The organism is Murinocardiopsis flavida (genome assembly GCF_003014485.1).
GTDB classification, from domain to species: domain Bacteria; phylum Actinomycetota; class Actinomycetes; order Streptosporangiales; family Streptosporangiaceae; genus Murinocardiopsis; species Murinocardiopsis flavida.
Genome location: NZ_PYGA01000008.1, coordinates 168,577 through 190,267, shown reverse-complemented (window position 1 = coordinate 190,267; position 21,691 = coordinate 168,577). Strand labels below are relative to the sequence as shown.

Sequence of the window (21,691 nt, the reverse complement as noted above, 5' to 3'; positions counted from 1 at the left end):
CGCGTCCGGCGGGACGCGCCCTTCGGCCGGGCCTGGTCAGCCCTCGGGTATGCCGGGGTCGCCTGGCCCGGGTTCGGGGGGCACCTCCGGCGGCGGAACGGTCTCCGGCGGATCGGTGGGCGGGGGCGGCGGCTCCTCGGGCTCCTCGGGAACCGACGGCTCCTCGGGCTCCTCGGGCTGCTCGGGCTCCCGGGTCTCCTCGGGCTGCTCGGTCTCGGGCGGGGGCGGCGGCGCGAAGTTCTGGGTGTTGCCGCCGTAGCTGGGCGGCGGGAACTGCTTGACCTCCTTGCCCTCCATGGCCTTGGACATGAACTCGCGCCACACCTGCGTGGGCAGGGTGCCACCGGACAGGGTGCCGTAGCCGGGCACGCTGAACGGCTGGTTGTCGCCGTTGTAGATACCCACCGACGAGGTGAGCTGCGGGGTGTAGCCCACGAACCAGGCGGCGACGCTGCCGGACGTCGTACCGGTCTTGCCCGCCGCGGGGCGGCCGATCTGCGCGCTCGTGCCGGTGCCGCTCTGCACCACCTGCTGGAGGGCGTAGCTGACGTCGGCCGCCTGGTCCTCGGTCAGCACCCGCTTGCGCTTGACCTCGGGCCGCTGCTCCTCGCCCTGCTTGTCCTTGACCGAGCGGACCACGTGGGTCTCGATGTGCTCGCCGCCGTTGGCGAAGGTGGAGTAGCCGCCGGCCTGGTCGACCGGGCTGACGTCGGAGACGCCGAGCGGCAGGGTCGCCGCGCCCGCCTGATCCTTGGTGATCTTGCTCTTCGGGATGCCGGCGTCGTGCGCGAACTCGACGACCTTGTCGAGGCCGACCTTCTCGCCGAGGTGGACGTAGCCGACGTTGTTGGACTTCGCCGTGGCCTGGATGAGGTTGTAGTTGCCGCCGGGGTCGTTGCCGGCGTTCTGCACCGACGACCCGGCGAACGACTGCGGGCCGTTGCCGTCGACCACCGTGTTCAGGGAGAAGTCGTTCTTCAGCGCCGCGCCGAGCACGTAGGGCTTGAACGCCGACCCGGCCTGCGCCGAGCCGCGGAACGCGCTGTCGTACTGGTTGTCGAGATAATCCTTGCCGCCGTAGAACGCGACGACCTCGCCGGTGGTGGGGTCGACCGCCGTGAGCCCGGCGTTCACGCCGTCGGGGAGGTCGTCGACCGGGACGTTGTTCTCGACCGACTCCTTCGCGGCGTCCATGAGCTTCTTGTTGAAGGTCGTGGTGACCTCCAGCCCGCCGCGGTTGACGTTGTCCTCACTGAACCCGAGCCGTTCGAGCTCCGACATGGTCTGCTGGAACATGTAGCCCCGGTACCCGCTGAGATCGACCCCCGACTGCGGGATCTCCTTCTTGGGGATGGGGAACTCGTACGCCTCGGCCTTCGCCGGGGTGATGCTCTCCATGGTGACCAGGCCCTTGACGACGTAGTTCCAGCGCTGCTCCATCTCGGGCGTGGTCTTGGCGTCGGCGATGCCGAACTTGGTGGGCTGCTGGATGGCCGCCGCGAGGAACGACGCCTCGTCGGGCGAGAGCTCGCCGACGTCCTTGTGGAAGTACGCCTGCGACGCCGCCTGGATGCCGTAGGCGTTGCGGCCGAAGTAGATGGTGTTCAGGTACTGCTCGAGGATCCACTCCTTGGACTGCGACCGGTCGACCTTCAGGGAGATGATGATCTCCTTGAACTTGCGGGTGACGGTCTGCTCCTGGCTCAGGCCCTCGTAGTAGTTGCGCACCATCTGCTGGGTGATGGTCGACCCGCCCTGGACCTGCTTGCCGGTGACGGTCGACCACACGCCGCGCAGGGTGCCGGTGATGGACACGCCCGGTTCGTCCCAGAATCCGCGGTTCTCGGCGGAGAGGATGGCGTTCTGCACTTCCTTGGGGACGCGGTCGAGCTTGACGGGGTCGCGGTTGACCCCCCGCTCGGCGAAGACGGTCTTGCCGTCGTCGTAGTAGAAGGTCGAGCCCTGATCGGTGGCCTGGCTCTGGGCGTTCGGCGGCACCGGGATCGTGGCGTAGGCCACCCCGAACACCCCGGCGCCCAGGAGGAACATCACCGCGGCGGCGATGAGCCCGCCGCGGGTGATGCGCCACCACAGGGGCTTGGGCGGCTTCTTCGGCTTCGCGGACTTGGGCCCTCGGGGCGGTCGGCCGCCCTTCTTCGGCGTGCCGCCGGCGGCCGCCGCGGCACCGCCCTTGGGGTCATCGGGCCCGCTTGGCCCGCCGGGACCGCCGCCGGAGTGTGCCGACGACGGCTCGCTCGGCTCGGCGGGCGCGGGCCCCTCGGGCGCGCCGCTCTGCGCGGCCGCGGCCGCTCCCGCCGCACCGGCGGCAGCGCCGGTCGCGGCACCGGGCGGCGCGGTGGCCGGGCCGTCGCCGTACGGCGCGGCACCGTGCTGCGCAGCGTCGGATTCGGGCTCGGCGGCCGGATCGGCGGCCGGCTCACCGGGCCGGTCGCTCTTCGCGGCCTCGGCCGCGGCGAAGTCCATCTTCCACGCGGTGGTGTCGGGGCCGTCGGCACGCGCGGCGTGGCCCTCGGACTCCGGCTCGGCCTGCACGTAGGGCCGCGCGATGGAGGTGTCGGGGTCGGGTGCGTCCGCCGCGGCGGGCTCCTCGGCCCGGGGGGGCGTGCCGCGGCCGGGGGGCGGGGAGAAGAAGGCGGATCCGGGGGCGGGGGGTGCCGCGCCACCGGCGGCGCCCGCGGGCGGGGCGGCGAGAGCGGACGACGGGGCGGAGCCGGTGCCGGGGGTGTCGGGGGTATCCGCGGTGTCAGGGGTATCGGGGGTATCGTCGCCGGGGTCCTCGGCCGCGGGCTCGGCGCCCTCGGGTGATTCGGCGGACTCCTCGGCGCTTGCGGACGCGGGGGCGGCCGAGAGGGCGGACCCCTCGGCGGCGGCCGCCTCGGATCCGGCGCCTGCGGCCGGTTCGCCGGCAGGGGCCGACGCCGGCTCATCGGCCTTCGGGGGGCCGGGGTCGGCCGCCCGCTGCTCGTCGGCCGAAGTGTCGGCTGCGGCATCCTCTGCGGGATCGTCGGACCCGCCGGCCGGCTGCTCCGCCGGCCCGGGGTCGTCGGGCCGCTCGACCACCCTGCCGTCGTCGGAGAAGCCGTACCCCTGCTCGGCAAGGGTGCGCGCGACCCGCTCGCGGAAGAAGGTGCCGCTGTCCTGGAACGCGCCGGAGTCGGCGGGCGCATCGGCCGCGGATTCGTCGCCCCCCGCGGCGGACCCTGCCGCGGGCTCGGGATCGGCGTCGGCTGTTACAGCATCGTTGGTCGCGGCGTCGTCTTTCGCGGCGTCGTCGGGCGCGCCCGAAGGGGACGCGGTCTCCTCGGCGGGCCCGCTCTGCGCGCCGTCGGCCGCGGGAGGGCCCGACGATTCAGGCGTCTGGGGTTCACGGCGCGACTGGTCCTCGCCATCGCCGTGTTCTCTCTCGCTCAGTTTCCAGCCCCCTGGGTCGGTCGGCCGCTGCCTCGCGGTGCGACGACGCACCGGGCACGCGAGCCGATCTGGTTCCTCTATTCGTGGAGGTCGAATGGGCCCTGCCGGGGGATCGGCCAATAACCCTCCGCATTACACTACCCGCCCTGGCGACACCGCCAGTTCTCATGACCGCCCCCACGGGGATTCTCACGCGACTCTTATGCCGCGCTGCGCCCCCTGCCTTACGACGTTTCAGGGCGCCTTGCGGAGCACGCGCAGCGAGCCTTTCGCCCGAATCTCCGCGAACGCCCCGGAGTCGAGGGCCCGCCGGTAGACGTTGTACGGCGGCCGCCCGCCATCGGCGGGGTCGGGGAACACGTCGTGGATGACCAGCGCACCGCCGGGAACCACGAAGGGGCTCCAGCCCGTGTAGTCGGCCTGCGCGGCCTCCTCGGTGTGGCCCCCGTCGATGAACACCATCCCCGCCGGCGCCGCCCACAGCCGCGCGACCTCGGCCGAACGGCCCACGACCGCGACGACGGTGTCCTCCAGCCCGGCGGCGGCGATCGTGCGGCGGAACTCGGGCAGCGTGTCCAGCCGGCCGGTCACCGCGTCGACCAGCGACGGGTCGTGGTACTCCCAGCCGGCCTGGTGCTCCTCGGAGCCGTGGTGGTGGTCGACGGTGACCACCCGCGCCCCGTTCCCGGCCGCCGCTGCCGCGGCGCCGAGGAAGACGGTCGACTTGCCGCAGTAGCTGCCGATCTCAACGATCGGCCCCAGCGGCGCGTGCTCGTATGCGGCCTCGAACAGCGCGCGGCCCTCGTCGGCCGGCATGAAGCCCTTCGCGGTCTCGGCGACCCGGAGCAGCTCCGCGGGCATCTCGGGCGGCATTGCGGCCGACGGCCGCCGCCGCTGCTCGGCGGTCATCGGATGCCGCCGGCGCTCAGCCGCGCGACGGCGTCGTCGAGCACGTCGTCGCGCTTGCAGAACGCGAACCGCACGAGGTGGCGCCCTTCGTCCTGGTGGTCGTAGAGGACCTGAGCGGGGACGGCGGCGACCCCCGCGCTGCGCGGGAGGGCGCGGGCGAGTTCGATGCCGTCGGTGTAGCCGAGCGGACGGATGTCCGCCATCACGAAGTAGGTGCCCTGCGGCCGCAGGACGTCGAACCCCGCTGCGCGCAGCCCCGCGCTCAGCCGGTCGCGCTTGCCCTGGAGTGCGTCGCGCTGCGCCAGCACCCACGCCTGCTCGTCGCGGATCGCGTCGGCGATCGCGAGCTGGAGCGCGCCGTTGGCGGTGAAGGTGAGGAACTGGTTGACCGTCTGCACGGCGCGGACCAGCGGCGGCGGTCCGATGACCCAGCCGGTCTTCCACGCGGTCACCGAGAACGTCTTGCCCACCGATGAGACCGCGAGGGTCCGCTCCCGCATGCCGGGCAGCCCGGCGAGGACGTGGTGCTCGGCGCCGTCGAACACCAGGTGCTCGTAGACCTCGTCGGTGAGCGCGATGACGTCGTGCTCGACGCACAGTTCGGCGATGAGCGCCAGCTCGTCGCGGGTGAACACGGTCCCGGTGGGGTTGTGCGGGGTGTTGACGATGATCAGCCGCGTCCGCGGGCCGAACGCGGCGCGCAGCTCGTCGGGGTCGAAGCGGAACCGGCCGCCGTCGGCCGCCGATGGCCGCAGCGGCACGGGGCGCCGCACGCCGCCCGCCAGTGCGATGACAGCGGGGTAGGAGTCGTACATCGGCTCGAACAGGACGACCTCGTCGCCCGCTTCGACCAGCGCCTGCACCGAGGCCGCGATCCCGGCCGTGGCGCCCACGGTGACGTACACCTCGGTGTCGGGGTCGTAGTCGAGCCCGTAGCGCCGCGAGCGGTCGGCGGCGACGGCCGCGCGGAGCTCCCTGCGTCCGGGCCCCGGCGGGTACTGGTTGACGCCGGCCATGATGTGCCGCGCGGCCCCGCTGAGCAGCGACTCGGGCCCGTCGGTATCGGGGAAGCCCTGGCCCAGGTTGATGGCGCCGGTGTCGTTGGCGAGCTGGGTCATCTCGGCGAAGATGGTCTCGCCGAAGCCGCGCATGCGCCGCACAAGAGGGTGGTCCACAGCAGTCGAGCATAGGGCCGCCCGCCGGGCGCCGCGCCCCCGCCGCGGGCCGGTCCGCCCGGTCCCCGGGCCGACACCGGGGGTTCTTCCGTTAGGCGACGCTCCGTTGGGCGCGGACCTTGTGCAGCATCTCGCCCAGCCGGCCCACCTCCTCGTCGGTGAACCGCTCGATGAACCGCAGCAGGGCGGCCCCGGGGTCTTCGCTGCCGCTGAGGACCTCGCGCATGAGCCGCGCCGTGTGCTCGTCGCGGGTCTCGTGCGGCCAGTACTGCCAGGCGCGGCCGGCCTTCTCCCGGCGCAGCAGTCCCTTGTGGTAGAGGATGTTCGCCACCGTCATGACCGTTGTGTAGGCGACGTCACGGTCGTAGGTCATCAACTCGCGCACCTCTCGAACCACGAGCGGCCGCCGCGCACTCCACAGCGCCGACATGATCGCGGATTCGAGTTCGCCGAACTCCTTCATGCCGTGTCCCACCTCCCTGAGGATCATGCTAGAAGCGCGATCCCGGGCCTCGTGGGGAAACCGGCGGCAGGGAACGGATCCGCGCCCGCCCATGCGCGAGACCATCCGTTCCGGCAGCACAAGCCCGCCTCGAACCGTGGTTTCGGGGCACCCGTCCCGCCATTCCCCGGCGATGGGCCGACCGGAGCCGCGTCGGACCCGGCACGCGGCGCGGCGGGCACGCAGTGGGCGGGCGGCTACCGGCGGGGGCCGCGGAGGGACTCGGTCTGCTCGCCGAGGCTGCGGGGTATGACGTAGGGGCGCTCGGCGTTGACGTCGGGCCAGTTGTCGGCGATGGTCTCGGCGGTGGCGCCGGGCAGGCGGACCCCCGGGCCCTCGGCGACGAACACGCGCGCCACCCTGCCGCCGCCGACCGAGTAGATCTCGCCGGTGCTCGGGCAGTCCTCGTGGGCGAGCCAGACCACCACCGGGGTCACGTGCTTGGGCGCGAGGTCGGCCGCCGACTCCGCGGGGAGCAGGTCCTCGGTCATGCGCGTGTAGGCGAGCGGCGCGATGACGTTCACCGCGACGTCGTAGCTGGCCCCCTCGATGGCGAGGCTCTTGGTCAACCCGACGACGCCCATGGTGGCCGCCGCGAGGTTGCTCTGCCCGAAGTTGCCGAACAGGCCCGTGGGCGAGGTGGTGTTGACGATGCGGCCGTAGCCGTGCTCCCGCAGGTGCCCGAACGCGGCGCGGGACACGAGGAACGCGCCCCGCAGGTGCACGCCGATGACCGCGTCCCATTCGCCGACGGAGATGTTCTTGAACGAGCGGTCGCGCAGGATGCCGGCGTTGTTGACCACGACGTCGACCCGGCCGTACCGGTCCATCGCCGCGTCGACCAGGGACTCGGCGCCGTCCTCCGTGGACACGTCGCTGGTGTCGGACACGGCCCAGCCGCCCTTGGCGGTGATCTCGGCCGCGACGGCGGCCGCGGGGGGCTCGCCGCCGTCGGCGCCGCCCTCGGCACTGCCGTCGACGCGCCCGCCGAGGTCGTTCACCACGACCTTGGCACCGCGTGCTGCGAGTTCGAGCGCGTGCGACCGGCCCAGGCCGTGCCCGGCGCCGGTGACAATGGCCACTCGACCGTCGAACCGCAGGTCCGTCATGTTCTTCCTCCCACCGACGTCCACCTTCGTAGCAGTCTGCCGTACCGGCGCCCGCTGCGGCCTCCCGCCGAACCGGCGGTTCCGGTACGCGCCGCGGCCCGACCGCGGCGGCCCGACCGCGGAGACGTCCGAGGAGCGTTCGCGCGCGGCCGGACCCGACCCCGAGAACGGGTCCGGCCGTCCCGTCCGGCCGCGCGCAGAAGCTCAGACGTGCCCGCCCGGCCTGCGGTTCCCTGCGGCGGAGGGCGGTGCGACGCGCCGTTCGGACGTGGGATCGGCCGCTGATTGTGAAGTATTGTTAGGTATCTCCCAAATCCTTGAACGGGCTAGTGTCTCCAAGTCAAGGTATTGCCAAGTAGCCTGTTAGCCGAGATTGCCGTCCGGATGTGAGCGGCGCGTTCACCTGCCACTCCGTCCCTGTACGAGTACTCGGCCTTCTCTTTCATCCACATTCACAAGCGAGCTGCGGAAGAGGGCGATCTCCGCCGTGTCGTCTGAGGCGTCTCAACCCCTGACAGACTTCGGTCCGAACGAGTGGCTCGTCGATGAGCTCTACCAGAAGTACCTGACCGACCCGAACTCGGTCGACAAGGCCTGGTGGAGCTTTTTCGCCGACTACAAGCCCGCCACGAGCGGGCCGTCCGGCAACAGCACACCCGCCAAGAGCACCGACAAGGGCTCGGGCGGTGCCGCGTCCGCGGCCTCTGCCAAGGGGCCCGAGAAGACCGCGAAGCCTGCCGCGTCGGCGGCCAAGACCGGGGCGAAGGGCAAGGACGCCGCAAAGCAGGGCGACGGCTCCGGCGGCGACGACCTCCTCGAGGTCACCGAGGAGCGGCTGCGCGGCGCGACCGCGCGCACCGCCACCAACATGGAGTCCAGCCTCACCCTGCCCACGGCCACGAGCGTGCGCGCCATCCCGGTGAAGCTGCTGTTCGACAACCGCATCGTCATCAACAACCACCTGAAGCGCAGCCGCGGCGGGAAGGTCTCCTTCACGCACCTCATCGGCTTCGCCATGGTGAAGGCCGCGGTGTCGATGCCGGAGATGAACCACTCCTACACCGAGATCGACGGCAAGCCGGGCGTCGTGAAGCCCAAGCACGTCAACCTCGGCCTGGCGATCGACCTCCAGAAGCCCGACGGCTCCCGCCAGCTCGTGGTGCCCAGCATCAAGGGCGCGGAGTCCATGGACTTCATGGAGTTCTGGAACGCCTACGAGGAGATCGTCCGCAAGGCCCGCAACAACAAGCTGGGCGTGCCCGACTTCCAGGGCACCACCATCAGCCTGACCAACCCCGGCGGCATCGGCACCGTGCACTCCGTGCCGCGGCTGATGCCCGGGCAGGGTGCCATCCTCGGCGTCGGCGCCATGGAGTACCCCGCCGAGTTCCAGGGCGCCTCCCCCGAGACCCTGACCAAGCTCGCCGTCAGCAAGGTCATGACCCTGACCTCGACCTACGACCACCGCATCATCCAGGGTGCGCAGTCGGGCGAGTTCCTGCGCCGCATCCACCGGCTGCTGCTGGGCGACGACGGCTTCTACGACGAGATCTTCAAGGCGCTGCGGCTGCCCTACGAGCCCATCCGCTGGGTCGAGGACATCTCGATCAGCCAGACCAACCAGATCGACAAGGTCAGCCGGGTCCAGGAGCTCATCCACGCCTACCGCGTGCGCGGCCACCTGATGGCCGACACCGACCCGCTGGAGTACAAGCAGCGCCGCCACCCCGACCTCGACGTCCTCGAACACGGCCTCACCCTGTGGGACCTCGACCGCGAGTTCCCCACCGGCGGTTTCGGCGGCAAGCAGGTCATGAAGCTGCGCGACATCCTCGGGGTGCTGCGCAACACCTACTGCCGCACGGTCGGCATCGAGTACATGCACATCCAGAGCCCCGAGGAGCGGGCCTGGATCCAGACCCACGTCGAGCACGAGCACGAGAAGGTCAGCCGCGACGAGCAGCTGCACATCCTGCGCAAGCTCAACAGCGCCGAGGCGTTCGAGACCTTCCTCCAGACCAAGTTCGTGGGGCAGAAGCGGTTCTCGCTCGAAGGCGGCGAGTCCCTGATCCCGCTGCTCGACGGCGTCATCTCGCAGGCGGCAAAGGCCGAGCTCGACGAGGTCGTCATGGGCATGGCGCACCGCGGCCGGCTCAACGTCCTCGCGAACATCTGCGGCAAGTCCTACGGGCAGATCTTCGGCGAGTTCGAGGGCAACCTCGACCCCCGCAGCGCGCACGGGTCCGGTGACGTCAAGTACCACCTGGGCACCGAAGGCACGTTCGTCACGCCCGAGGGCGAGAAGATCGACATCGCCCTCGCGGCGAACCCCAGCCACCTGGAGACGGTCAACCCCGTCGCCGAGGGGATCGTGCGCGCCAAGCAGGACCTCCTCGACAAGGGGCCGCGCGGGTTCACCGTGCTGCCGATCCTGATCCACGGCGACGCTGCGTTCGCCGGGCAGGGCGTGGTCGCCGAGACCCTGAACCTGTCGCAGCTGCGCGGGTACCGCACCGGCGGCACCGTGCACATCATCGTGAACAACCAGGTCGGCTACACCACGCTGCCCGGCGACAGCCGGTCCAGCTTCTACGCCACCGACGTCGCGCGGATGGTGCAGGCGCCCATCTTCCACGTCAACGGCGACGACCCCGAGGCCGTGGTGCGGGTGGCGCAGCTCGCGTTCGCGTACCGGCAGGCGTTCACCAAGGACGTCGTCATCGACATGGTCTGCTACCGGCGCCGGGGCCACAACGAGGGCGACAACCCCTCGTTCACCCAGCCGCTGATGTACGACGTCATCGACGCCAAGCGGTCGACCCGCAAGCTGTACACCGAGGCGCTCATCGGCCGCGGCGACATCTCCGTCGAAGAGGCCGAGCAGACCCTGCGCGACTACCAGCGGCAGCTGGAGCGGGTGTTCACCGAGACCCGCGAGGCCGACAAGCAGCCCAGCCAGCCGGGCTCCGTCATCAAGCCCGAGGTGTTCGACGAAGGCCGCATCGACCACGCGTCGGTGCCGACCGCCATCTCCAAGGAGACCGTCAAGCAGGTCATCGACACCCAGTTGAACCTGCCCGAGGGCTTCACCCCGCACCCCCGGCTCCAGCCGCAGCTCCAGCGGCGCGCGCAACTCGTCGCCGACGACGCCGTCGATTGGGCCACCGGCGAGACCCTCGCGCTGGGCTCGCTGCTCTCCGAGGAGCACCCGGTGCGCCTGGTGGGCCAGGACACCCGCCGCGGCACGTTCGGGCAGCGCCACTCGGTTGTGGTCGACCGCAACACCGGGGTCGAGCACACCCCGCTGAAGACCTTCGACAAGGGCACGTCGAAGTTCTACGCGCACGACTCCCTGCTCAGCGAGTACGCGGCCCTGGGCTTCGAGTACGGCTACTCCGTGGTGCGGCCCGACGCCCTCGTCGCGTGGGAGGCGCAGTTCGGCGACTTCGTCAACGGTGCGCAGACCATCATCGACGAGTACATCAGCGCGGGCGAGCAGAAGTGGGGGCAGCGCTCCAGCGTCGTCCTGCTGCTGCCGCACGGCTACGAGGGCCAGGGCCCCGACCACTCCTCCGCGCGCATCGAGCGGTTCCTCCAGATGTGCGCGCAGGAGAACATGACCGTCGCGCTGCCGTCGACCCCCGCGAGCTACTTCCACCTGCTGCGCTGGCAGGTGAAGTCGAGCTACCGCCGCCCGATGGTGGTCTTCACGCCCAAGGCGCTGCTGCGGATGAAGGCAGCGACCTCGGCCGCGGCCGACTTCACCTCGGGCTCGTTCCAGCCGATCATCGCCGACAACTCCGGGATCGACCCCAAGGACGTCCGGCGCGTGGTGCTGTGCTCCGGAAAGGTCTACTACGACCTCGACGCCGCCAGGAAGCGCTCCGGCGACAAGCAGACCGCGATCCTGCGGGTCGAGCGGCTGTACCCGCTGCCGGTGGAGGAGATCCGCCAGCAGCTCGCCTCGTTCCCGCGCGCGGGCGAGGTGCTGTGGGTGCAGGAGGAGCCGGCGAACATGGGTCCGTGGCCGTTCGTCGCGCTGGTCTTCTCCGAGCAGCTCGACCGCCCGTTCACGCGGGTGTCGCGGTCGGCCAGTTCGGCTCCTGCCGCCGGGTCGGCCAAGCGGCACGAGGCCGAGCAGCAGGCGCTCGTCAACACGGTGTTCCCGCCCGAGGACTGAGCCGATGTACTACACCGACCGCGGTATCGAGGAGCTGGTGCAGCGCCGCGGCGAGGAGGAGGTCTCCTTCGCCTGGCTCGCCGAGCAGTTGCGCACGTTCACCGATCTGAACCCGGAGTTCGAGACCTCCGTCGACCGGCTGGCCACCTGGCTCGCCCGGTCGGACGACGACGAGGACCTCGCCGAGGACGCCTGATCCGCGCCGAAGGGCCCCAGCCGCGGCTGGGGCCCTTCGCCGTGCGCGGGGTGTCCGGTGCGGCGGGGCCCCGGGGCCGCCGTCCGGGCGATCCCGCGCCTTTCCCGGACACGACCCCGAGTTCTCACGACATATCTTGAGTGTCGGTGAGTCGCGACATATCGTGTGCACAAGACATGCAGCACGAGCAGGCGGCACCGACGCGAAAGGGCCCGCGATGGCGCGATGGACCATCGACCAGCCGACGACGCGCACACTGGACGGAATCGTGTCCTTGCGCATCCGCATCATCGGCGGTCACGTCAACATCCTCCCCACCGACGACCCGGTGACCTTCGAGGTCTCCGACATCGTGGGCGACCCGGTCCTCGTCACCCAGGAGGCCGGGATCCTCACGGTGACCTACGACGACCTCACCCGCAGCGGGCTGCTCGACCGGCTCAAACCGGTCCAGCTCAAGGGGTACAAGGACGTCGGCCGCCGGTCGGCGACCATCAGCCTGCGGATCCCCCGCGACTGCCCCGTCGAGGTCACCACCGTGTCCGCCTCGATCGTGGCCGCCGGGCTGACCGGCAAGGCGCGCCTGCGCACGGCCACCGGCGACATCACCGTCGACGGGCTGACCGGCAGCACCGACGTCAACACCGTCTCCGCCGGGCTCGACGCCCGCGCCACCGGCGGCAGCCTGCACTTCAACAGCATCAGCGGCGACCTCGCCCTCGCCGGCGGGCGCCTCTCCGACTTCGCGGCGAAGACCGGGTCAGGGCGGCTCCTCGCCGATGTCGACCTCGCGCCCGCCGCCCGGGTCAGCTTCGCCTCGGTGTCGGGCAGCGTGGCGCTGCGCATCCCCGCCGAGAGCTCGGCAACGGCCGAGCTGCGCTCGGCGACCGGCACGCTCGACTCCGGGTTCGGCCTGGACCGCCGCGACCTCCCCGGCCGCAGCCACCTCAGCGGCAAGATCGGCAGCGGGGTCGACCCGGCCGCCATCTCCGCCACCACCGTCTCCGGGGCGGTCTCGCTGCTGCGGAGGGACCCCGACGCCCCGGCCGCGATCCCGAGGGGGGACGCATGAGTACCATTTTCGGTCACGGCAGACTCCGGCTCTACCTGCTCAAACTGCTGGACGAAAGCCCGCGCCACGGCTACGAGATCATCAGCCTGCTGCGCGACCGCTTCCTCGGCGTCTACTCGCCCTCGCCCGGCACCATCTACCCCCGCCTCGCCCGCCTGGAGGAAGAGGGCCTGGTGACCCATGAGGAGGTCAACGGGCGCAAGGTGTACCGGCTCACCGACAAGGGCCGCGCCGAACTCCACTCGCGCTCCTCCGACCTCGACGACCTGGAGCAGGAGATCACCGAGTCGGTGCGCGACGTCGCCCGGGCGGTCAAGCGCGACGTCCGCGACACCATCAGCCACCTCCGCGCCGAGCTGAAGTTCGCGGCGGGCGACACCCGGCGGGCCGCCAAGTCCGAGCCGGCGCCCGAGAACGTGTGGGACGCCGCGGGCGCCGAGGACCCCGAAGGCGCCGAGCGCAAGGGTGCCGCTGCCGATAGCAAGGCCGCCGGTGCCGAGCGCGGCGACGACGCGCCCGGCGCCAAGAGCGGCTCCTGGTGGGAACGCGACTGGGGCCGGTTCGCCGAGTCGTTCAACGTCTGGGGGCACGCGTCCGGCACGGCCGAGCGCGGCGGCGACAAGGAGGGCGCCGAGAACGGCGAGTCCGGACGCCCCGCGTTCGACCGCGCCCTCGGCGACTTCTCCGACCGTGTGCGCGACGTCCTGCGCGACGCCGGCAAGGTGAGCGAGAGCGCCGCCGGGGACCTCCGCCGGATCCTCGACGACACCGTCGAGGTCATCCGCCGCGACGCCCGCGACTGGGGCCCGAAGGACGCCGCCGACCCCGACGGCCCGGCGGGCAAGCACGCGCAGGCGGCCGACCCGCACCACGGCGACGCCCCGCCCTCGGCCCCGGCCGACGAACCGCACCCGCCGTTCGCCCAGCCGCCGGCATCCGCCGACCCATGGGACACCGCCACCAAGGAGCCCCCGCCCGACCCCGACACCCCGCGCTGATACCGGCACAGAGGGGCCCGCAATTCCGGGCCCCTCTTCGCATGCGCCGGAGCATCGAAGGCTCCATACTTGGATGTGTGAGAGCGACGCTGACCATCGATGAAGACGTAGCAACGCAACTCGGCGAACTGCGTGAGAGGGAGGGGATCGGCTTGGACCATGCCGTCAATCGACTCCTGCGACTCGGCCTGCGGCTCACGTCACCAGGCGGCCCGTTTCACACCTCGCCAGTCGACCTGGGGCGCCCGCAGTTGACGAACGTCGATTCCATCTCCTCCGTGCTGGAATACGCGGAGGGCAGCGAGTTCCGGTGACTCTCAGAAGGGGCCGCTTCGATCACCGGCTTCATATCCAGGGCCGAGGCCGTTGTTGCCGGGCGACGGCGGTCGTAGAGCGTCATCCGATAACCTGATCGAACCGGATGGTTGCAGAGGAGACACTGCCAATGGCTCGGACCGTTCACATTCCATACGTCCTGGACCAGGACGAAGACGGTGTGTGGTGTGCGCACGCCCAACTGCGCCCTGGTGTCGGAGCACATGGGGAAGGCAGCGATCCCGACTCCGCGATCGCTGATCTCCGAGTCGCTCTTTCCGGCCTCCTGGAAGAGTTCGGGGCTCCGCAAGAACTTGCATTGACCATGGACGTCGCCTGATGCCTCCGGTTCCCTGCGTCCGAGGCGACCGCGTGGTCAAGGCACTCGAAAAGGTGGGATTCGCCGTGGTACGGATCAGCGGTAGTCATCGCATCATGCGTCACCCGGACGGTCGCGGCACCACCGTTCCCGTGCACTCGGGACGCGATCTCGCGAAAGGCACCCTCCGTGGGATCCTCGCCGATGTCGGCATGACGCCAGAGGAACTTCAGAAGCTCCTCTGAGCGTCCCTGGGCCGCGGGGCCAGGGGAGCCGGGTCACGCCGTGAACACCACCTTGCCGAAGAGGTCGCCCTGGTCCATCGCGCGGAAGCCCTCCGCTGCGCGGGCGAGGGGGAGGACCCGGTCGATCTCGGGGCGGACCCCGGTGCGCGCGCAGAACTCCACCAGGCGGCGCAGCTGATCGCGTGAGCCCATGGTCGACCCGATGACCTGGAGTTGCAGGAAGAACACCCGGGTCAGTTCGGCCGAAGGGGCGTCGCCGCTGGTGGCGCCGCAGGTGACGATCTTCCCGCCGGGCCGCAGCGCGCGCAGCGAGTGCTTCCAGGTCGCCGCGCCAACCGTGTCGAACACGGCGTCGACCTTCTCGGGCAGCCGGGCGCCGCTCTCCAGCGCCTCGTGCGCGCCGAGCTCCAGCGCCTTGGCGCGCTTGGTCTCGCTGCGGCTGGTGGCGTAGACGCGGTAGCCGGAGGTCGCGGCGAGGCGGATCAGGGCGCTGGTGACCCCGCCGCCGGCGCCCTGCACGAGAATCGGCGCGCCGGGTTCCAGGCCGGCCTTGTCGAAGAGCATCCGGTAGGCCGTGAGCCATGCCGTGGGCAGGCAGGCGGCCTCCTCGAAGGAGAGCTCGTCGGGTTTGGGGATCAGGTTGCGGCGCGGCACGGCCACCTTCTCCGCGAACGTGCCGTCGTGCACCTCGGACAGCAGCGAGCGGCGGGGGTCGCGGGTCTCGTCGCCGCCCCCGGCGTCGGCGTCGCCGATGACGGCGTGCACGATCACCGGGTTGCCGTCCTCGTCGAGCCCCGCTGCGTCGCAGCCGAGGACCATCGGGCACTTGTCGGCGGAGAGGCCGACCCCGCGCAGGCTGAACAGGTCGTGGTGGTTGAGCGCGGCGGCCTTGACGGTGACGGTGGTCCAGCCGTCGGGCGGGACGGGGTCGGGGTGCTCGCCGACCCCCAATGCGTCGAGTGGGTTGTCCTTGTCGATGCGCGCGGCGGTGATAGCGAACATGCCCCCGACCCTAACCACCGATCCGCCCCGCGGGCGCGGGCGCCCGCGAGGTCAGTCGTCGCCGATCCGCTGGACCACGCAGAACTCGTTCCCCTCGGGGTCGGCGAGGACCGCCAGGCGGTGGCCCATCTCCTCGAACGGGGCGCGGCGCCGCACCGCCCCGAGCGCGGTCAGCCGCTCCGTCTCCGCCGCGAGGTCGGCCACCACCATGTCCAGGTGCATGCGGTTCTTGCCGGCCTTGTGCTCGGGGACCTCCTGGAGCAGCAGGTCGGGCCAGCGGCCGGCGGGATCGGAGAGGGTGAGGTAGAGCGGGGAGGGCGCGGCGCGGTCGAAGCCCAGTGCCGCCGACCAGAACGCGGCGGCGCCGGTGATGTCGGCGGTGTCGAGCACGTACACCAGTCGCATGGCGCGCCTTCCCGTGCGTCCGTGCGCACCCCGTCGTGGCCGCGTCCCGCACCCGGCCCGCATCCTACTCCCGCCGGTCCGCGCGCCGCCGCGGCGACGCGGATCCGGCAATTCCCACATGGAATTATCCCTTCGGCTTTCCGGAAGGACGGAGTGAAGTAACCTTCTGCCGTTTGTGGAAGTAGCCTCTCCTGATAAAACCCAAGGAGGCTCCGGTGACCGCTGGCTACAATCCGACAGTGCGTCGACGTCGTCTCGGGGTGGAATTGCGACGATTGCGCGAACTCGCCGGGCTCACCGGCGAGGAGGCGGCCGAACAGATGTCCTGGTCGGGCAGCAAGGTGTCGCGGATCGAGCGCGGGCAGGTCGCCACCAACTCCGATGACGTACGCGACCTGCTGGAACTCTACGAAGTCGACGATCCGGGCTGGCGCCAGACCCTCATCCTGCTGGCCAGGGAGTCGCGCCGCCGCGGGTGGTGGCACGTCTTCGGCGACGTCATCCCGGAACGGTTCGAGGTCTACCTCGGGCTGGAGCCCGAGGCGAGCACGCTGCGCTTCTACCAGACCCAGATCGTCCCCGGCCTGATGCAGACGGCCGAGTACACCCGGGCGCTGCTTGAGGCGCACCCCAGCGTCGTCGACACCGAGGAGATCGACCGCAAGGCCGGGCTGCGCACCCGCCGCCAGGCGCTGCTGGACCTCGACAGCCCCCCGGCGATCAGCACGGTCCTGGACGAGTCGGTGCTGTGGCGCCCGGTCGGCACGCCGCGCGTCATGGCCGACCAGATCCGCCATCTGGCGGAAATGAGCAGAAAACCGCATATCACCCTGCGGGTCCTGCCCTTCGAGACCGGTGCGCATTCCGGGCTCAACGGATCATTCGACATCCTTGAGTTCGCCGAATCCGACATTTACGCACCAAGGCTGATCCATTTGGAGAATCTGACCAGCAGCCTGTTCATAGAAAAGGAGAAAGAGGTCAAGTTCTACACCGAGGCGTTCGAGCACCTCCAGGGCGCTGCGCTCGACCCCGGCCAGACACGTGACCTGCTCGCGCACGTCGAACGGCGGATGCGGGAGCGGCAGGACGGATGAGCATGGACAACGCACGCGGGCTCCCCGTCTCGGCGCGCGCACCGCCCGCCGGGAAATGAGAGACCGCCCGGCGCGCGACGCGCCCACCGGGCGGCACCGAACGAAAGGGGGCGCGGGATGACCGCGTTCGACGACAAGGATCCTGTGTGGCGCACCAGCTCCTACAGCGGCACAGGTGGGGGGCAGTGCGTCGAAGTCGCTTCCTGCCGCACGGCAACGGCCGTGCGCGACTCCAAGCGGCACGGCGCGGAAACACTGATCTTCTCCGCACCGGCGTGGGCGGCGTTCGTGGAGGCCGTCGCCCGCGGCGAGCTGTAGCGCACACCGACTGATCGGGAGTGGCGACCGACCGCATCGACGGGTTGCGGCGCCGGTCCCTCCCGAACGGGGGAACGACGGTGGGCCGGAACGGGACACCCGCTCCGGCCCACCCGACGCGTCGGACCGCGGTCAGCCGCGCGCCACACCGTCGGCGCGCGCCTGCGCCGCGACGGCGGCCGCGACCGCGGGGACCACGCGCTCGTCGAACGGGCTGGGGAGGATGTAGTCGGCCGACAGGTCGTCGCCCACCAGGTCCGCCAGCGCGTTCGCCGCCGCGAGCTTCATGTTCTCGGTGATGTCGGACGCGCGGGCGTCGAACGCGCCCCGGAAGACACCGGGGAACGCCAGCACGTTGTTGATCTGGTTCGGGAAGTCGCTGCGCCCGGTGGCGACGACCGCCGCGTACTTGCGCGCGACGTCGGGGTGCACCTCGGGGTCGGGGTTGGCCATGGCGCAGACGACGGCGTCCGCCGCCATGCTCGCGACCGCCTCCTCGGCGATGGTGCCCCCCGACAGGCCCACCAGGACGTCGGCGCCCGCCAGCGCGGTCTCGATGGACCCCTTGAGCCCGGCCTTGTTGCTGAGGGCGGCGATCTCGGCCTTGGCGTCGTTCAGCCCTTCGCGGCCCGCGTAGACGAGCCCCTTGCTGTCGGCGACCACGAGGTCGCCGACACCGCCCCTGATCAGCATCTTCGCGACGGCGATCCCCGAGGCGCCCGCGCCCGAGATGACCACGCGCAGGTCGCCGAGGGAGCGCCCCGTCACCCGCGCCGCGTTGCGCACGGCCGCCAGCGCGACAATGGCGGTGCCGTGCTGGTCGTCGTGGAAGACGGGGATGTCGAGCCGCTCGCGCAGCCGGCGCTCGATCTCGAAGCACCGGGGCGCCGAGATGTCCTCCAGGTTGATCCCGCCGAACGACGGCGACATCCGCTCGACGGTCTCGACGATGGCGTCCGTGTCGTTGCACGACAGCGCGATCGGCACCGAGTCGATCCCGGCGAACTCCTTGAACAGCAGCGACTTGCCCTCCATGACCGGCAGCGACGCGGCGGGGCCGATGTCGCCCAGGCCCAGGACCGCCGAACCGTCGGTGACGACCGCGACGACCTGGCTGCGCCAGGTGTAGGTGTCGACGAGCTCGGGGGTGTCGGCGATGGCGGAGCAGACGCGGGCGACGCCCGGCGTGTAGGCGAGGGCCAGCCCCTCGTGGTCGGTGACCGCGACAGAGGACTCGACGCGCAGCTTGCCGCCCCGGTGCAGGGCGAAGGCCGGATCCTCGTCGCGGGCGGTATGGGAATCGGTGGTCACGGTAAAACCCCTCGGATATACGCACGCTCGCCCCCGTCGGCCAACGACGGGGACGGCCTGGATGGTTCGGTTACGGCGCGCGGGGACCGGGTGCTAGGGGATTCCGGCGCCCGGCCGGACACGACCGGGCGCGCATGGGGTCGGTCCTCGCGGGGCTCATATGCGAGCAGTGAAGCGCCGCCGGTTGCTACGGGGTTGACCCGTTACGCAATCATCTCACAACGGTGACCGCAGCCACATGCCGACTTCGGCACGATGAAGCCCCCGCGCTTCGCGGCCCCGCCCTCCCCGAGGGCGGCGCCGCGTGGCGCGGAGTGCCGTCGGGCCGTCCCCCGACCGGCTCATCTGACAGAAGGAGACCTCAGGTGGCCAAGCCGCAGCTCCACTATGGACCGGCCGCGCGCGGTACCGCGATCGCGGCCGCAGCCCTGTTCGCCCTGTCCGCCTGCGGTGGTGGCGGAGGAGGCGACGACGCGGGCGGCGGCGGGGGCGGCGCCCTTTCCGCCCCCGAGATCCCCGACGCGCCGAAGGTGCAGGCCGACTCCAAGATCGCCGACATGGTCCCCGCGGAGTACCGCGACAAGGGCACCGTCAAGGTCGGCAGCGACACCAGCTACGCCCCCGCGGAGTTCCTCGACGAGGACGGCAAGACCCCGGTCGGCTTCGACATCCAGCTCTTCGACGCCGCGGCGGCCCGCATGGACCTGAAGGTCCAGTGGGAGTCCGCCGCCTTCGGCGGCATCGTCGAGGGCGTCGACAGCGGCAAGTACGACTTCGGGGTGTCCTCCTTCACCATCAACGCCGAACGGCTGGCGAAGGTGAACATGGTGAGCTACTTCAACGTGGGCACCCAGTGGTTCACCGCCAAGGGCAACCCCGCCGAGATCGACCCCGACAACGCCTGCGGCAAGAAGATCGCCGTGCAGGCCGACACCGTCCAGGTCGAGGACATGGAGGCGCGCAACAAGAAGTGCGCCGACGACGGCAAGGCGGAGATCGACGTCCAGCAGTTCGAGGGCCAGGACCAGGCCACCGCCGCCATCGCCTCCGGCAAGGCCGACGCGGGACTCGCCGACATGCCGGTCGCCGCGTACGCGGTCGAGCAGACCGGCGGCAAGCTGGCGACCCTCGGCGAGCAGTACGAGGCGGCGCCGTACGGTGTGCTGGTCGACAAGGAGGGCACGGAGATGGCCGACGCCATCGCGGCGGCCTACCAGTCCCTCATCGACGACGGCACCTACGACGAGATCCTCAAGAACTGGAAGCTCGAACAGGGCACGCTGGAGAAGACCGAAGTCAACCCCGACGTCGAGGGATAAGAGCACCGCGCAGTGAGCACCAGCGCCGAGTCGCCCCCTCCGGCGGGACCCCCGCCGGAGGGGCGCAGACCACCCGAGACCATCAAGGCCGTCCCCGTCCGCCACCCGGGCAGGTGGGTCGCCGCGGCCGTCATCCTGCTGCTCGCCGCCATGTTCGTGAACATGCTGCTCACGAACCCGGCGTTCGACTGGGCGTACATGCGGTCGCGCGCCTTCCTGCCCAACGTCCTCGAAGGTGTGCGCACCACCCTGCTGCTGACCGTGCTCGCCATGGTCATCGGGGTCGTCATCGGCGTCGTCGTCGCCATCATGCGGCTGTCGACGAACCCGATCCTGTCGGCGACCGCGTGGGTGTACACCTGGTTCTTCCGCGCCGTGCCGCGCCTGGTGCTGTGCGTGCTGTTCGGCAACCTCGGCATCCTGTACCGCGAACTGGAGTTCGGGGTCCCGTTCGACAACTACCTGATGCCGCTGTTCGGCATGGACGGCGACCTGCGGTTCTACTCCGTCGACATGAACACGGTGCTGACCGCGTTCATGGCGGCGCTGCTCGGGCTGGCGCTGTCCGAGGGCGCCTACATGTCGGAGATCGTGCGCGCCGGCCTCCAGTCCGTCGACAAGGGGCAGACCGAGGCCGCGCAGGCGCTGGGCATGAACAACACCACGGTGCTGCGGCGCATCACCCTGCCGCAGGCGCTGCGCGTCATCGTCCCGCCCACCGGCAACGAGACCGTCGCGATGCTGAAGGACACCGCGCTGGTCGCCTACGTGCCGCTGAACACCGAACTGTGGTTCCAGTTGCAGGCGATCGGCAACCGCGACTTCAGCATCTTCCCGATGCTGATCGCGGCCTGCCTCTACTACCTGGTGATCACGAGCGTCTTCATGGTCGGGCAGTACTTCCTCGAACGCTCCTTCAGCACCAACGACCCCGTTGCCAAGATCACCGCGCGCCAGACCGCCGGCGGAGGGGGGATGTGATGACCGACAGTCCCAACGGTGCACCCGGGTCCGACGCCATGGTCGTCGCCGAGGACGTGCACAAGAGCTTCGGCCGGCTGGAGGTCCTGCGCGGGATCGACCTCACCGTCAAGCGCGGCGAGGTCATGTGCGTCGTCGGCCCCTCGGGCTCCGGCAAGTCCACCTTCCTGCGCTGCATCAACCACCTGGAGAAGATCAACGCCGGGCGGCTGTGGGTGAACGGCCACCTGATGGGCTACCGGCAGAAGGGCAGCAAGCTCTACGAGCTGCGCGAGCAGGAGGTCGCGGCGCAGCGGCGCGAGATCGGGATGGTGTTCCAGCGCTTCAACCTGTTCCCGCACATGACGGCCCTCGCCAATGTCATGGAGGCGCCGGTCCAGGTCCGGAACGTCCCGAGGAAGCTCGCGCGGGAGCGCGCGACGGAGCTGCTGGCGCGGGTTGGCCTCGGCGACAAGCACGCCCACCACCCCGACCAGCTCTCCGGCGGCCAGCAGCAGCGCGTCGCGATCGCCAGGGCCCTGGCGATGGAACCCGCGCTGATGCTGTTCGACGAGCCCACCAGCGCGCTCGACCCCGAGCTGGTCGGCGAGGTGCTCGATACCATGAAGGACCTCGCCCGCGACGGGATGACCATGGTCGTGGTCACCCATGAGATGGGGTTCGCCCGCGAAGTCGGCGACTCCCTGGTCTTCATGGACGACGGCGTCGTGGTCGAGGCGGGTTCGCCCGCCCAGGTGCTGGGCTCCCCGCAGGAGGAGCGCACCAAGGCGTTCCTGTCCAAGGTCCTCTGAGCCGCCCCTCGCGGG

Annotated in this window: 19 protein-coding genes; 11 read left to right on the top strand and 8 right to left on the bottom strand. The window is 70.9% G+C overall.

Features of this window, described 5'->3' with window-relative positions; all coding sequences use genetic code 11:
- Positions 1 to 36 precede the first annotated feature (36 nt).
- From CLV63_RS35015 to CLV63_RS13485, 5 genes are all read right to left on the bottom strand, one after another.
- Entirely contained in the window at positions 37 to 3,483 is a 3,447-nt protein-coding gene (locus CLV63_RS35015; RefSeq protein ID WP_281260730.1) for a transglycosylase domain-containing protein, read from the bottom strand.
- 183 nt (positions 3,484 to 3,666) lie between these two features.
- Positions 3,667 to 4,341, bottom strand: coding sequence for a class I SAM-dependent methyltransferase (locus CLV63_RS13500; protein WP_394339768.1), 675 nt, complete (start codon positions 4,339 to 4,341; stop codon positions 3,667 to 3,669).
- On the bottom strand, positions 4,338 to 5,501 hold the full coding sequence (locus CLV63_RS13495; RefSeq protein ID WP_106583333.1) for a pyridoxal phosphate-dependent aminotransferase: 1,164 nt from the start codon (positions 5,499 to 5,501) through the stop codon (positions 4,338 to 4,340). The genes CLV63_RS13500 and CLV63_RS13495 overlap by 4 nt, the downstream gene beginning before the upstream one ends.
- Positions 5,502 to 5,607: 106 nt before the next feature.
- Positions 5,608 to 5,979, bottom strand: coding sequence for a BlaI/MecI/CopY family transcriptional regulator (locus tag CLV63_RS13490; RefSeq protein ID WP_106583332.1), 372 nt, complete (start codon positions 5,977 to 5,979; stop codon positions 5,608 to 5,610).
- Between the two features lie 236 nt (positions 5,980 to 6,215).
- On the bottom strand, positions 6,216 to 7,127 hold the full coding sequence (locus CLV63_RS13485) for an SDR family NAD(P)-dependent oxidoreductase (RefSeq protein WP_106583331.1): 912 nt from the start codon (positions 7,125 to 7,127) through the stop codon (positions 6,216 to 6,218).
- Positions 7,128 to 7,614: 487 nt separating this feature from the next.
- Between CLV63_RS13485 and CLV63_RS13480 the strand changes: the two genes are divergently transcribed.
- From CLV63_RS13480 to CLV63_RS13450, 6 genes are all read left to right on the top strand, one after another.
- The gene (locus tag CLV63_RS13480) at positions 7,615 to 11,307 is read left to right on the top strand and encodes a multifunctional oxoglutarate decarboxylase/oxoglutarate dehydrogenase thiamine pyrophosphate-binding subunit/dihydrolipoyllysine-residue succinyltransferase subunit (RefSeq protein ID WP_106583330.1); all 3,693 of its coding nucleotides are present in this window, start codon (positions 7,615 to 7,617) and stop codon (positions 11,305 to 11,307) included.
- 4 nt (positions 11,308 to 11,311) lie between these two features.
- Complete coding sequence (locus CLV63_RS13475) at positions 11,312 to 11,503, top strand: DUF6104 family protein (protein WP_106583329.1); 192 nt, start codon at positions 11,312 to 11,314, stop codon at positions 11,501 to 11,503.
- 217 nt (positions 11,504 to 11,720) lie between these two features.
- Positions 11,721 to 12,575 carry a DUF4097 family beta strand repeat-containing protein gene (locus CLV63_RS13470; RefSeq protein ID WP_106583328.1) on the top strand — a complete coding sequence of 285 codons (855 nt, stop codon included), beginning with the start codon at positions 11,721 to 11,723 and terminating at the stop codon, positions 12,573 to 12,575.
- Positions 12,572 to 13,573: a PadR family transcriptional regulator gene (locus CLV63_RS13465; RefSeq protein ID WP_106583327.1), complete on the top strand. Its 1,002-nt coding sequence runs from the start codon at positions 12,572 to 12,574 to the stop codon at positions 13,571 to 13,573. Before CLV63_RS13470 ends, CLV63_RS13465 begins: the two co-directional genes overlap by 4 nt.
- A 77-nt stretch (positions 13,574 to 13,650) precedes the next feature.
- Positions 13,651 to 13,887: a hypothetical protein gene (locus CLV63_RS13460; protein ID WP_106583326.1), complete on the top strand. Its 237-nt coding sequence runs from the start codon at positions 13,651 to 13,653 to the stop codon at positions 13,885 to 13,887.
- Between the two features lie 373 nt (positions 13,888 to 14,260).
- The gene (locus CLV63_RS13450) at positions 14,261 to 14,452 is read left to right on the top strand and encodes a type II toxin-antitoxin system HicA family toxin (RefSeq protein ID WP_245928788.1); all 192 of its coding nucleotides are present in this window, start codon (positions 14,261 to 14,263) and stop codon (positions 14,450 to 14,452) included.
- 33 nt (positions 14,453 to 14,485) lie between these two features.
- Here CLV63_RS13450 and CLV63_RS13445 read toward each other — a convergent pair whose 3' ends face one another.
- Together CLV63_RS13445 and CLV63_RS13440 are read right to left on the bottom strand one after the other, a co-directional pair.
- Positions 14,486 to 15,454 carry a zinc-binding dehydrogenase gene (locus tag CLV63_RS13445; RefSeq protein WP_106583323.1) on the bottom strand — a complete coding sequence of 323 codons (969 nt, stop codon included), beginning with the start codon at positions 15,452 to 15,454 and terminating at the stop codon, positions 14,486 to 14,488.
- 51 nt (positions 15,455 to 15,505) lie between these two features.
- A complete protein-coding gene (locus tag CLV63_RS13440) occupies positions 15,506 to 15,859 on the bottom strand; it encodes a VOC family protein (RefSeq protein WP_106583322.1) in 354 nt (117 codons plus the stop codon).
- Between the two features lie 239 nt (positions 15,860 to 16,098).
- On the opposite strand from CLV63_RS13440, the gene CLV63_RS13435 reads away from it, so the two are divergent.
- Both CLV63_RS13435 and CLV63_RS13430 read left to right on the top strand, forming a co-directional pair.
- Positions 16,099 to 16,956: a helix-turn-helix domain-containing protein gene (locus tag CLV63_RS13435; protein WP_245928787.1), complete on the top strand. Its 858-nt coding sequence runs from the start codon at positions 16,099 to 16,101 to the stop codon at positions 16,954 to 16,956.
- A gap of 117 nt (positions 16,957 to 17,073) precedes the next feature.
- Positions 17,074 to 17,274 carry a DUF397 domain-containing protein gene (locus tag CLV63_RS13430; protein ID WP_106583320.1) on the top strand — a complete coding sequence of 67 codons (201 nt, stop codon included), beginning with the start codon at positions 17,074 to 17,076 and terminating at the stop codon, positions 17,272 to 17,274.
- Positions 17,275 to 17,406: 132 nt separating this feature from the next.
- On the opposite strand, the gene CLV63_RS13425 is transcribed toward CLV63_RS13430, so the two are convergent.
- Positions 17,407 to 18,585, bottom strand: a complete 1,179-nt coding sequence (locus tag CLV63_RS13425; RefSeq protein WP_106583319.1) for an NAD(P)-dependent malic enzyme — start codon at positions 18,583 to 18,585, stop codon at positions 17,407 to 17,409.
- A gap of 365 nt (positions 18,586 to 18,950) precedes the next feature.
- On the opposite strand from CLV63_RS13425, the gene CLV63_RS13420 reads away from it, so the two are divergent.
- The 3 genes from CLV63_RS13420 to CLV63_RS13410 are packed head-to-tail and all read left to right on the top strand — an operon-like array spanning position 18,951 to position 21,676.
- Positions 18,951 to 19,904 (top strand): ABC transporter substrate-binding protein, encoded by a 954-nt coding sequence (locus CLV63_RS13420; RefSeq protein WP_106583318.1) that lies wholly within the window; start codon positions 18,951 to 18,953, stop codon positions 19,902 to 19,904.
- 12 nt (positions 19,905 to 19,916) lie between these two features.
- Positions 19,917 to 20,885, top strand: a complete 969-nt coding sequence (locus tag CLV63_RS13415) for an amino acid ABC transporter permease (protein WP_394339767.1) — start codon at positions 19,917 to 19,919, stop codon at positions 20,883 to 20,885.
- Positions 20,885 to 21,676: an amino acid ABC transporter ATP-binding protein gene (locus CLV63_RS13410; RefSeq protein WP_106583317.1), complete on the top strand. Its 792-nt coding sequence runs from the start codon at positions 20,885 to 20,887 to the stop codon at positions 21,674 to 21,676. The genes CLV63_RS13415 and CLV63_RS13410 overlap by 1 nt, the downstream gene beginning before the upstream one ends.
- The last annotated feature ends 15 nt before the right edge of the window (positions 21,677 to 21,691 follow it).